The organism is Bisbaumannia salifodinae (assembly GCF_055388505.1).
Genome location: NZ_AP043781.1, coordinates 188049 through 199876 on the forward strand (window position 1 = coordinate 188049; position 11828 = coordinate 199876).

The window sequence follows — 11828 nt, forward strand, 5'->3', positions numbered from 1 at the left end:
GTCAGAGGTGCCATGCCGAGCCATCGAGAGGTCGAAGCGCGGCCGTTGAAGGAGAGTGACGCATGAGTTGGAGCGCGCGGCTGGATCGCGTCGAGCCCTTCCGGGTGATGAGCCTGCTGGAGGTGGCCCAGGGGCGGGAGGCCGCTGGCCATGACGTGATTCACCTGGAGGTGGGCGAGCCCGACTTCGCCACTCCGGAGGCGGTGGTGGCGGCCGGCCAGAGGGCCCTGGCCGCGGGGCAGACCCGCTATACGCCGGCGGCGGGGCTGCCGGCGCTGCGCGAGGCCATCGCCGGTCACTACGCCGAACGCTTCGGCGCCGAGGTCGATCCGGCGCAGATCCTGGTCACCCCCGGCGCCTCCGGGGCCCTGCTGTTGGCCAGCCAGTTGCTGGTGCAGCGCGGTGACCGGGTACTGATGGCCGATCCCACCTACCCCTGCAATCGCCACTTCATGGCCCTGGCCGAGGCCGAACTGGATACCGTGGCGGTGGGCCCGCAGAGCGGCTGGCAGCTGGATGCCGAGCTGGTGGCCCGCCATTGGCGTGATGCCACGCGCCTGGCGATGCTGGCGACGCCTTCCAATCCCACCGGCCATATGCTGGATGCCGACCAACTGGCGGCGGTGGCCGGGGCGGTCGATTCGCGCGGCGGGGCCCTGCTGGTGGACGAGATCTATCAGGGGCTGACCTATGGGGTCGAGCCGGTCTCGGCGGCGGCGGTGGCCCCCGAGGCCTTCGTGGTCAACAGCTTCTCCAAGTACTTCGGCATGACCGGCTGGCGCCTGGGCTGGCTGCTGGCGCCGGAGGCGGCGGTGGAGCCCCTGACGCGGCTGGCCCAGAACGTCTTCCTGGCCGCCTCCACCCCGGCCCAGCACGCCGCCCTGGCGGCCTTCACCCCGGCCTGCCTCGACGAGCTGGAGGGGCGCCGCCGGGAGCTGGAACGGCGACGGGATGCCCTGCTGGCGGGGCTGGCGCGCCTCGACCTGGCGCCCTCGCTGCCGCCCCAGGGGGCCTTCTATGTGTGGCTGGATATCTCCCGCTACAGCCGCGACAGCCAGGCCTTCTGTCGGCGGCTGCTGGAGGAGGAGAACGTCGCCATCACCCCGGGCATCGACTTCGCGGTGCGTGGCGGCGAGCATCATGTGCGGATCGCCTTCACCACCTCGGTGGCGCGCCTGGAAGAGGCCCTGAGTCGCCTCGAACGCTTCCTGGCGCGGCGATGAAGAACGATTTCGTCCCTGATGCCCCCAGGCAGCCCGAGCCGGCGTCACAGGCCACGCTTCCTGGCGCGGCGATGATGGCCTATCCCCCCCTGATGCCGGGCCTCCTGCGCCGGCGCTACAAGCGCTTCCTGGCCGATGTGGAGCTGGCCGATGGCTCCCTGGTGGTGGCCCACTGCCCCAATACCGGCTCCATGCGCGCGGTCAATGTGCCGGGCTGCCGGGTCTGGCTGGCCGCCAGCGACAACCCCAAGCGCAAGCTGGCCTGGACCTGGGAGCTGATCGAGCTACCCCAGCCGGAGGGCGGCAGCGCCTTCGCCTCGGTGCATACCGGGCGCGCCAATGGCATCGTCGAGGCGGCGTTGCGCGAGGGCGTGGTCAGCGAGCTGGCCGGCTTCAGCGAGCTCAAGCGGGAGGTGCGGGTGGAGGGGGGGCGCCTCGACTTCCGCCTGAGCGATGGCCAGGGGGCGCCGACCTATGTGGAGGTCAAGCAGGTGACCCTGCGCGAGGCCGATGGCGGCGGTTACTTCCCCGACGCGGTCAGCGAGCGGGGCCGCAGGCACCTGGAGGTGCTGGCCGACCTGGCCAGTCAGGGGCATCGCGCGGTGTTGCTGTTCTGCGTGGCTCACGGCGGCATTCCCTCGGTGGCCCCGGCGGCGCATCTCGATCCCCGCTATGCCGAGACCCTGAAACGGGTCGCCGAGGCGGGGGTGGAGGTGCTGGCCTATGGCTGTGAGGTGATCGTCGAGGCCGGAGTGCCCCGGGGCATCCAGTTGGCCAGGCGGCTACCGGTCCATCTGGCCTAGCGATACCCCGTGTGAGCTGGCTCCCCCTACTTAGTGGGAGCTGGCGTTAGCCGCGGTCCGACGCCTCGGCGATAAGCCGCATCACTCGGCCAGATGGATCTGGCCGTCGCCGTCGATATGGATCGCCACCGGCACCAGCGCTCGGCCCTGGCAGGGCCCGAAGACGCATTCGCCGCTCTCCGGCAGGAAGAGGGCGCCGTGCATGCTGCACTGGATCAGCTCGCCGCCGGGTTCGAGGAACACATTGGGCTGGAAATCGAGGCCGATGCCCTGGTGGGGACAGCGGTTCTCGAAGGCGGTGATGCGGCCGTGCACCCGCACCAGGAAGGCCTCGCGGCCGTCCGGCAGGCGCAGGCCCAGGGCCGCGGTGCTATCCAACTGAGACCGATGGGCGATGGCGGTCATCAGCGATCGATATAGAAACGCTGGATAAAGCCCACCTGGGCCGGCTCGGCGTTGCGATCGTAGCCCACCTCCAGCTCGAAGCGCATCGGCTCGTCCTCCTGGATGCGGAAGGTGGCCAGATGATAGATGGCCTCGCCGTCGCGCACGGTGCGGAACGACAGGTTCTGCAACTGGCCGGCCAGGTTGCCGACCCGACCATTGACCCAGGCATTCGCCGGGCGGGTGGTGCCGTCCTCCTGCTCTTCCAGCACGCTGACATTGAGCAGTGCCATCACCTGGCTGCGCTGGATATCGTAGGCGGCGGCCACCTCCGGCGTCAGGAAGCTGGTATTGATGGCGCTGTAGTGGATCTGGTAGTTGCCGACCCGCTCGAACTGCTGGGCCTGGGCGGTGGTCGCCAGCAGGCCTAGCAGCAGGCCGATCATCCAGATGCCGAGCCTCTTGGCCTTCATGATCTTGTCCCTCGTATCGTCTTCGGCTTAACCGCCGGGGCCCCGGCTGACCCGGAAGATGGCGGTCTCTCCACACAGGTTAGGCCACAGCCGCGAGGTCCAGTGCCCCTCGTGCTCGCCGTTACCCACCGCCCGGTCGCTGATGATCAGACCCTTGTCGCGGCACAGGCGTTCAAAGTCGTTGAAAGTCGAGAGGTGGATATTGGGGGTGTCGTACCAGGCGTGGGGCAGCGACTTGGAGACCGGCATATAGCCCTTGAAGCCCAGGTAGAAGCGATGCCGCCAGTAGGCGAAGTTGGGGAAGGTGATGATGCACTCCCCGGCTACCCGCAGCATCTCGTCGAGCATCAGGTCGGGGCGACGCAGGGCCTGCAGGGCCTGCGTCATGATCACCAGGTCGCAGGCGTCGTCGTCGAAGTTGGCCAGCCCCTCGTCGAGGTTCTGCTCGATGACATTGACGCCCTTCTCGATACAGGCGGTGATGCCGTCGGGATCGATCTCCAGGCCATAGCCGCTGACCCCCTTGTCCCGGGCCAGGGAGGCCAGCAGGCTGCCGTCGCCGCAGCCCAGATCGAGGATATGGGCTCCCTCGGGCACCCAGCCATGAATCAGCTTGAGGTCGGCGCGCATCACTTGGCCTCCAGGTTCTGGTTACGGGCCACGCGCTTCATGAAGCCGGCGAACACCGCCTGGTAGCGGGGCTCCGGCAGCAGGAAGGCGTCGTGGCCATGGGGCGAGTCGATATTGGCGAAGCTGACCGACTTGCCGGCGCGGATCAGGGCGTCCACCAGTTCTCGGGAGCGCGACGGCGGGAAGCGCCAGTCGGTGGAGAAACTGACCACCAGGAAGGGGCAACTGGCCGGGGCCAGAGCCGCGGCCAGGTCGCCGCCATGCAGCGCCGCCGGATCGAAGTAGTCCAGGGCCTTGGTCATCAGCAGGTAGGTGTTGGCATCGAAGCTGTTGGAGAAGGTATCGCCCTGGTAGCGCAGGTAGGACTCCACCTGGAACTCCACGTCGTAGCCGAAGTTGAAGTCGTCGCTGCGCAAATCGCGGCCGAACTTGCTGCCCATGGCGTCTTCGGAGAGGTAGGTGATATGGCCCACCATCCTGGCCAGCTTGAGGCCGCGCCGCGGCAGGGTGTCATGCTCGGCGTACCAGCCGTCATGGAAGTCGGGGTCGGAACGGATCGCCTGGCGGGCCACCTCGTTGAAGGCGATGTTCTGGGCCGAGAGCTTGGGGGTGGCGGCGATCACCGCCGCATTGGCTACCCGCTCCGGGTAGTTGAGACTCCACTGCAGGACCTGCATGCCACCCAGGCTGCCACCGATCACCGCGGCGAAGCGCTGGATGCCCAGGCGGTCGGCCAGGCGGGCCTGGCTGTGCACCCAGTCGGTGACCGTCATCATCGGGAAGTCGGGCCCCCACTGGCGACCCGTGGCCGGATTATGGCTGAGCGGCCCGGTGCTGCCGTGGCAGCCGCCCAGGTTGTTCAGGGAGATGACGAAGAAACGCTCGGTGTCGATGCTCTTGCCGGGGCCGATATGCGCATCCCACCAGCCGGGCTTGCGGTCGTCGGGGCCGTGGTAGCCGGCGGCATGGTGATGGCCGGAGAGGGCATGGCAGATCAGCACCGCATTGCTGCGCTCGGCGTTGAGCTCGCCGTAGGTCTCGTAGACCAGTTCATAGCTGGGCAGGGTGCGGCCGCAGGCCAGCTCGAGAGGCGCATCGAAGTGCGCGGTCTGCGGGGTGACCAGGCCGACCGAATCGCGGGGTAGCTCGGGCATGGGGTCCTTGGTGTCCAGTCGTCTCGTTATGTTGTCGAAGGGCGTGCCGCCGCCGGGGCGGCACGCGCCTCACAGGCCGATCAGGGCGCCGGAGATACCGGCGGCGCGGGTCAGCGAACCTACCACGATACCATCGATCAGGCTGATGCCGATGAACACCACGATGGGGGAGAGATCGAGCATGCCCAGCGGCGGGATCACCCGGCGCACCGGGGCCATGATCGGCTCCACCAGTTGCATCACCAGCAGGGCGCCGGGGTGACTGGCGTTGGGGGCCACCCAACTGAGGATGATCATGGCGATCAGCGCGAAGAAGTAGATCTTGAGGATGGCATTGGCGATGGCCGCCACGGCGCCGATGGCCACACCGACCAGCGGCGGCATGCCGATGCCGGCGATCTGCAGGATGGCGATGATGCTGACCGCCTTGATCACGAAGGCGGCGCCCAGGGTGGCCAGGTCGAAGGGGCCCACCGGGCGCAGGAAGCCCTGGAAGAGACCGACCACCGGCTGGGTGATCTTCACCACCGATTGGCTGATGGGGTTGTAGTAGTCGGCCCGGGATGCCTGCAGCAGGAAACGCAGCATCATCAGGAAGAGGTAGATATTGATCAGGGTGTTGACCAGCAGCAGGCCGGCGCTTCCCACTTGACTGCCCATAGGAGGGGCTCCTTGTTTTGCTGAATACGAGTGCGCGTTACTGGCCGAGCTCCTGGGCCATCTCCCGGGCGCGGGTGGCGCAGGCCTCGGTGGCCTCCTCGACGATGCGCCGCAGCTCGGCGGCCTCGAAGCTGTGGATGGCGCGTTCGGTGGTGCCTCCCGGCGACATCACGTTCTGCTTGAGGGTGGCCGGGTCCTTGTCGCTCTGCTGGGCCATGCGCGCCGCGCCATAGGCGGTCTGCAGGGCCAGGCGACGAGCGCTGTCGGCGGGCAGGCCGAGACGCACCCCGGCGGCCTCCAGGGCCTCGAAGAACAGGAAGAAGTAGGCCGGGCCGCTGCCCGAGATGGCGGTGACCGCTTCCAGCAGGGCTTCCTCGTCGACCCACTCCACCAGGCCGACCGCCTCCAGCAGGCCGGTAGCCAGCTGGCGCTGCTCGTCGCTGACTCGCGAATTGGCGTAGAGGCCGGAGGCGCCGGCCCCCACCAGGGAGGGGGTGTTGGGCATGCAGCGAATCACCGCCAGCTCGCCGCCCAGCCAGGTCTCCAGGGTGTCGGCGGTGAGGCCGGCGGCCACCGAGACGATCAGCGGCTTGCGGGCCTGGGTGGCATCACGCATCGCCTCGCAGACGCCGCGCATGATCTGCGGCTTGACCGCCAGCACCACCACGTCGGCGTTGGCCACCGCCTTGGCGTTGTCGGTTTCGGTACGAATGCCGTAACGCTCGCGCAGCGGGGCCAGGGCCTCGTCACTGGGCGAGGTGGCGGTGATGGCGGTGGCGGGATAGCCACCCTCGATCATGCCGCCGAAGATGGCGCTGGCCATGTTGCCGGCACCGATAAACGTCACTTGGCTAGCCATAGGGAATCGATTCCTCTGCGTTGGGCCCAGGTCGTCGCCTAGGGCCGGGGTGTCTTGGGGCGGGCGCCGAAGATCGCCGTGCCCAGGCGCACCCAGGTGGCGCCCTCGGCGACGGCGGCTTCCAGGTCGTCGCTCATGCCCATGGAGAGAGTATCCAGGGGGGCCTCGGGGAAGCGTTGGCGCAGCGCCTCCAGGGCCTGGCGCAGCCGCGCATAGGGTTCGCGCTGGGCCTCGCCCCCCTGAGCCGGGGCGGGAATCGCCATCAGGCCGTGCAGGCTCAGTCCGGGCAGCGCGACGACCGCCTCGGCCAGGGCCGGCAGGTCGTCGAGGGAGACGCCGGCCTTGGTGGCCTCGTCGCTGATATTGACCTGCAGGCAGACATTCAGCGGCGGCAGGTGCGTCGGGCGCTGCTCGGAGAGGCGTCGCGCCAGCTTCTCCCGGTCGAGACTGTGTAGCCAGGCGAAATGTTCGGCCACGGCGCGGCTCTTGTTGGACTGCAGGGGGCCGATGAAATGCCAGACGATATCGGGCAGATCGGCCAGGGCGACCTGCTTCTCCAGGGCCTCCTGGAGGTAGTTTTCACCGAAATCACGCTGGCCGAGTCGATGGGCCTCACGCACCATCAACGCGGGCTTGGTCTTGCTGACCGCCAGCAGCCGCGCCGCTGCGGGCTCGCGGCCCGCCTTAGCCAATGCTTCGGCCAGGCGTCGATTCGCCGCTGCCAACGACTCGGAAAGCGCAACCTCTGTCATACTGATACACGTCCTTACAATTAGGAGCAGGGAACAGGGGGAACCGCATGGATATTACCGAACTGCTGGCATTCTCGGCAAAGCAGAACGCCTCGGATCTGCATCTATCGGCGGGGTTACCGCCGATGATTCGCGTGGATGGTGACATCCGGCGTCTCAATGTGCCCGCCATGGAAGATCGTGAGGTGCGCAAGCTGGTCTACGATATCCTCAACGACCGGCAACGCCGCGACTTCGAGGAGCACCTGGAGACCGACTTCTCCTTCGAGGTGCCGGGGGTGGCGCGCTTCCGTGTCAATGTCTTCAATCAGGGCCGCGGCATCGGCGCCGCCTTCCGCACCATCCCCGCCGAGATCCTGACCATGGAGGACCTGGGGCTGGGCGAGGTCTTTCGCCGGCTGGCGCTGATGCCACGTGGCCTGGTGCTGGTCACCGGCCCCACCGGCTCGGGCAAGAGTACCACCCTGGCGGCGCTGGTCGACTACATCAACGAGACCCGTTACGACCATATCCTGACCATCGAGGATCCGGTGGAATTCGTCCATCGCAGCAAGCGCTGCCTGATCAATCAGCGTGAGCTGCATCGCGATACCCACGGTTTCGCGCCGGCGCTGCGCAGCGCCCTGCGCGAGGACCCGGACGTCATCCTGGTGGGTGAGATGCGCGACCTGGAGACCATTCGCCTGGCATTGACCGCGGCAGAGACCGGTCACCTGGTGTTTGCCACCCTGCACACCACCTCGGCGGCCAAGACCATCGACCGGATCATCGACGTCTTCCCCGGTGACGAGAAGACCATGGTGCGCTCCATGCTCTCCGAGTCCCTGCAGGGGGTCATTTCCCAGACCCTGCTCAAGCGTATCGGCGGTGGACGGGTTGCCGCCCACGAGATCCTGGTGGCCACGGCGGCGGTGCGTAACCTGATCCGCGAGGACAAGGTGGCGCAGCTCTACTCGGCGATCCAGACCGGCGGCAACCTGGGTATGCAGACGCTCGATGCGTCCCTGGCGCGCCTGATCAGCGATGGCGTGGTCTCCCGGGACGAGGCTCAGGCCAAGGCCAAGGCGATCCTGCCGACCTGAGTCGGTGGCCATCCCCATCCTTACCCCGACAAGCGAGGGACAACTCATGACCGCGAACGAATGGCTGGAGCAGTTGTTGCAGATCATGGTGGATAAGGAGGCCTCGGACCTGCTGATCTCGGTGAAGGCGCCCCCCACCCTGAAGATCGCCGGCAAGCTCACCCCCATGGGCGAGCAGGGGCTGAGCCAGGCCCAGGTAACCGAGCTGGTGCAGGCGGCGGTACCGGAGAGCCAGCGGGTGCGCTTCGCCGCCGAGCATGAGGCCAACTTCGCCCTGAGCCTGCCGGGCAAGGGGCGTTTCCGGGTCAGTGCCTTCCAGCAGCGCAATCAGCCGGCCATGGTGCTACGCCGTATCGCCTTCGATATTCCCCACCTGGAGGAGCTCTACCTGCCGCCGGCCCTGGGCGAACTGGCCGAGATCAAGCGCGGCCTGGTGTTCGTGGTGGGCGGTACCGGCACCGGCAAGTCCACCACCCTGGCGGCGATGATCCAGCAGCGCAATGAGACCCTGGGGGGGCATATCATCAGCGTCGAGGACCCCATCGAGTATGTGCATCCCCACAAGAAGGCGATCATCAACCAGCGCGAGGTGGGGATCGACACCGAGTCCTTCGAGGTGGCGCTGAAGAACACCCTGCGCCAGGCCCCGGACGTGATCCTGATCGGCGAGGTGCGCACCCGGGAGACCATGGAACACGCCCTGACCTTCGCCGAGACCGGCCACCTCTGCCTGGCCACCCTGCACGCCAACAACGCCAACCAGGCCCTGGATCGCATCATCAACTTCTTCCCTTCCGAGCGGCACGACCAGGTGTGGCTGGATCTCTCCCTCAACCTGCGCGCCATCGTGGCCCAGCAACTGCTGCCCACGCCCCAGGGGGAGCGCCGTGCGGCCATCGAGATCATGCTGTGCTCGCCACTGATCGGCGACCTGATCCGCAAGGGTAAGGTGAGCGAGATCAAGAACGTCATGGCACGCTCCCGGGACCTGGGCATGCAGACCTTCGATCAGGCGCTCTATGACCTCTATCGGGCGGGGGTGGTCAGCGAGGACGTGGCCCTGGTGCATGCCGACTCGGCCAACGACCTGCGCATGATGATCAAGTTCGGAGACCCCAGCAGCGAGGTGGTGGATCAGGCCAAGAGTGGCAGCGAGCGCTTTAGCCTGCGCTCGGGGGACGACTTCTGATTGGGGACAGCGTCGGGCTCAGGGCGCATAGACCCCGCCCAGCACCCGGGGGCCTCGGGCACCGGTCACCGAGGGCAGGTTGCCGGGCAGCCCATTCAGGCGCCGGCTGGCCAGCCAGGCGAAGGCGCCGGCCTCCAGCCAGTCGGCGGGCCAGCCCAGTTCGGCGCAGGGCGTCAGCGTCAGTGCCGGGAGCCTGGCCTGGAGGCGGTCGAGCAGGTAAGGGTTATGGGCGCCGCCGCCACAGGGCAGCAGTCGAGCGGGTTTGGCCTCGGGCAACCGCTCGCTGAGCTGCTCGATGGCCAGGGCCACGCTGGCGGCGGTCAGCTCCGCCAGGGTGGCCTGAACATCCCGGGGCGATTCGCCGCCAACGAGATGGCGTTCCAGCCAGGCCAGGTGAAAGTGTTCGCGGCCGGTGCTCTTGGGGGGCGGGCGCTGGAAGTAGTCGTCGGCCAGCAGCCGGGCCAGCAGGGCCGCGTCGACCCGGCCGCCGGCGCCCCAGGCGCCATCGGCGTCGAAGCGCCCGCCCTGATGGCGCTGATACCAGCCATCCAGCAGGGCATTGGCGGGGCCGCTGTCGAAGCCCAGCACCTCGGCCGGGTGGTCTGCCGGCGGTAACAGGGTCAGGTTGGCGTAGCCGCCCAGGTTGAGCACCAGGCGCCACTCCTCGGGGTGGCGAAACAGCGCCTGGTGGAAGGCCGGCGCCAAAGGCGCGGCCTGGCCGCCGGCCGCCAGGTCGCGACGGCGAAAATCGGCCACCACGGTGATGCCGGTCAGCTCCGACAGGCGGCTGGGGTTATCCAGTTGCAGGGTATAAGGTGCACCGCCATCGTGCCCCTCGGGGGCGTGCTCGATGGTCTGGCCGTGGCTGCCGATGGCGACGACGTCTGCGGCGGCGGTGCCGCTGGCCTCGAGCAGCTCGGTGACCGCCTGGGCCTGCAGTTGGCAGAAGGCCTCCTCCGCCTCGGCCAGCTCGCGAAAGGTCGCGGCCTCGGCATGGCAGAGCCGTAACAGTGAGTCGCGCAACGCTTCGGGCAGGGGCGCTGCCCGGGTCGCCAGCAGGCGTGGAGCCGGGACGCTACAGTCCACCAGGGCGGCATCGATGGCGTCCAGGCTGGTGCCGGACATCAGGCCAATATAAAGCGACATCTTGACGGCTCCTCGTCGGCTCTCAACGGTGTTGGGCAAGACATGCTAACATCCCTTCCCATTCGTCAAGCTGTTTTGCCGTCAACACCGCTTTATCTGTGGAGTAAGGGTACGATGACCGATGTCGAGAGCGCGCTGGCGCTGTTGAAGCGCGGTACCAATGAAATCCTGCTGGAGGACGAGCTGAAGAAGAAGCTCGCCTCGGGGCGCAAGCTGCGTATCAAGGCGGGCTTCGATCCCACGGCCCCGGACCTGCACCTGGGCCATAGCGTGCTGCTCACCAAGATGCGCCAGTTCCAGGAGTTGGGCCATCAGATCATCTTCCTGATCGGCGACTTCACCGGGCGGATCGGCGATCCCACCGGCAAGAACGTCACCCGCAAGCCGCTCACCGAGGAAGAGGTCATCGCCAACGCCCAGACCTACAAGGAGCAGGTGTTCAAGATCCTCGACCCCGAGAAGACCGAGGTGCGCTTCAACTCCGAGTGGTTCGGCGAGCTCAGCGCCGCCAGGATGATCGAGTTGGCGGCCCAGAGCACCGTGGCGCGGATGCTCGAGCGCGATGACTTCGAGAAGCGCTACAAGGCCGGCCAGTCCATCTCCATCCACGAGTTCCTTTACCCACTGGTACAGGGCTACGACTCCGTGGCCCTGGACGCGGATATCGAGATGGGCGGCACCGATCAGAAGTTCAACCTACTGATGGGCCGCGAAGTGCAGAAGCACTACGGCATGGAGCCCCAGGTGGTGATCACCATGCCGCTGCTCGAAGGCCTGGACGGCGTGCAGAAGATGTCCAAGTCGCTGGGCAACTATGTGGGCGTCGACGATGCCCCCGGGGTGATGTTCAACAAGCTGGTCTCCATGCCGGACAGCCTGATCTGGCGCTACTTCGAGCTGCTCTCCCTGAAGAGTAATGAGGAGCTGGACGCACTCAAGCGCGATATGGACGCCGGGGCCAATCCCCGCGATATCAAGATGGTGTTGGCCCGTGAGCTGATCGCCCGCTATCACGGCGAAGAGGCCGCGGCCAATGCCCACAAGTCCGCCGGCAACCAGTTGGCCGACGGTGAGCTGCCGGAAGACCTGCCGGAGGTGAGCGTCGATTTCGACGGTGCCCAGGCCCCCATCGCCGCGGTGCTCAATCGCTCCGGGCTGGCCAATAACAGTGCCCAGGCCAAGGACATGCTGGGTAATGGCCGGGTCAAGGTGGACGGTGAAGTGGCCCCGCGCGATCTGATGCTCGCGAGTGGCAAGAGCTATGTGATCCAGGCCGGCAAGAAACGCTATGCCCGAGTCACCATCGCCTGATGACGTCGATCAGACCGTCGCGATCAACGCCCGCCTTCGTGCGGGCGTTGTCGTCTCCGGCACCTTCCTTGTCCACAACGAGTCGGCGATTTTGGTTGTGGATAAACTTTCTGCCACAAAGTCCTTGCAGGGCCCCGGGGAAATCCGTAAAGTACGCATCCG

General features: G+C 67.2%; 13 protein-coding genes. 5 read left to right on the forward strand and 8 right to left on the reverse strand.

From position 1 onward, the window contains the following. Positions 1-62: 62 nt before the first annotated feature. Entirely contained in the window at positions 63-1223 is a 1161-nt protein-coding gene (locus ACZ5EF_RS00920; protein WP_346062996.1) for an aminotransferase class I/II-fold pyridoxal phosphate-dependent enzyme, read from the forward strand. Between the two features lie 74 nt (positions 1224-1297). Beyond that, positions 1298-2026 carry a DNA/RNA nuclease SfsA gene (gene sfsA, locus ACZ5EF_RS00925; protein WP_346062997.1) on the forward strand — a complete coding sequence of 243 codons (729 nt, stop codon included), beginning with the start codon at positions 1298-1300 and terminating at the stop codon, positions 2024-2026. A gap of 81 nt (positions 2027-2107) precedes the next feature. Here sfsA and ACZ5EF_RS00930 read toward each other — a convergent pair whose 3' ends face one another. From ACZ5EF_RS00930 to ACZ5EF_RS00960, 7 genes are all read right to left on the reverse strand, one after another. Continuing rightward, positions 2108-2431 carry a Rieske (2Fe-2S) protein gene (locus tag ACZ5EF_RS00930; RefSeq protein ID WP_346062998.1) on the reverse strand — a complete coding sequence of 108 codons (324 nt, stop codon included), beginning with the start codon at positions 2429-2431 and terminating at the stop codon, positions 2108-2110. Continuing rightward, positions 2431-2883: a DUF4426 domain-containing protein gene (locus tag ACZ5EF_RS00935; protein WP_346062999.1), complete on the reverse strand. Its 453-nt coding sequence runs from the start codon at positions 2881-2883 to the stop codon at positions 2431-2433. The genes ACZ5EF_RS00930 and ACZ5EF_RS00935 overlap by 1 nt, the downstream gene beginning before the upstream one ends. 27 nt (positions 2884-2910) lie before the next feature. Further along, complete coding sequence (metW, locus tag ACZ5EF_RS00940; protein ID WP_346063009.1) at positions 2911-3513, reverse strand: methionine biosynthesis protein MetW; 603 nt, start codon at positions 3511-3513, stop codon at positions 2911-2913. Continuing rightward, positions 3513-4667, reverse strand: a complete 1155-nt coding sequence (gene metX, locus ACZ5EF_RS00945; protein ID WP_346063000.1) for a homoserine O-succinyltransferase MetX — start codon at positions 4665-4667, stop codon at positions 3513-3515. Before metX ends, metW begins: the two co-directional genes overlap by 1 nt. A gap of 69 nt (positions 4668-4736) precedes the next feature. Further along, positions 4737-5327 carry a YggT family protein gene (locus ACZ5EF_RS00950; protein ID WP_346063001.1) on the reverse strand — a complete coding sequence of 197 codons (591 nt, stop codon included), beginning with the start codon at positions 5325-5327 and terminating at the stop codon, positions 4737-4739. Positions 5328-5364: 37 nt separating this feature from the next. Further along, on the reverse strand, positions 5365-6186 hold the full coding sequence (gene proC / locus ACZ5EF_RS00955) for a pyrroline-5-carboxylate reductase (RefSeq protein ID WP_346063002.1): 822 nt from the start codon (positions 6184-6186) through the stop codon (positions 5365-5367). Between the two features lie 38 nt (positions 6187-6224). Continuing rightward, positions 6225-6938, reverse strand: coding sequence for a YggS family pyridoxal phosphate-dependent enzyme (locus ACZ5EF_RS00960; RefSeq protein WP_346063003.1), 714 nt, complete (start codon positions 6936-6938; stop codon positions 6225-6227). Positions 6939-6985: 47 nt separating this feature from the next. On the opposite strand from ACZ5EF_RS00960, the gene ACZ5EF_RS00965 reads away from it, so the two are divergent. Both ACZ5EF_RS00965 and ACZ5EF_RS00970 read left to right on the forward strand, forming a co-directional pair. Then, positions 6986-8020, forward strand: a complete 1035-nt coding sequence (locus tag ACZ5EF_RS00965) for a type IV pilus twitching motility protein PilT (protein ID WP_346063004.1) — start codon at positions 6986-6988, stop codon at positions 8018-8020. 46 nt (positions 8021-8066) lie between these two features. Beyond that, the gene (locus tag ACZ5EF_RS00970) at positions 8067-9209 is read left to right on the forward strand and encodes a PilT/PilU family type 4a pilus ATPase (RefSeq protein WP_346063005.1); all 1143 of its coding nucleotides are present in this window, start codon (positions 8067-8069) and stop codon (positions 9207-9209) included. 18 nt (positions 9210-9227) lie between these two features. Here the strand turns inward: ACZ5EF_RS00970 and ACZ5EF_RS00975 are convergent, their stop codons facing one another. Further along, complete coding sequence (locus ACZ5EF_RS00975; RefSeq protein WP_346063006.1) at positions 9228-10355, reverse strand: anhydro-N-acetylmuramic acid kinase; 1128 nt, start codon at positions 10353-10355, stop codon at positions 9228-9230. Positions 10356-10469: 114 nt separating this feature from the next. On the opposite strand from ACZ5EF_RS00975, the gene tyrS reads away from it, so the two are divergent. Further along, positions 10470-11666 carry a tyrosine--tRNA ligase gene (gene tyrS, locus ACZ5EF_RS00980; RefSeq protein WP_346063007.1) on the forward strand — a complete coding sequence of 399 codons (1197 nt, stop codon included), beginning with the start codon at positions 10470-10472 and terminating at the stop codon, positions 11664-11666. Positions 11667-11828: the final 162 nt, after the last annotated feature.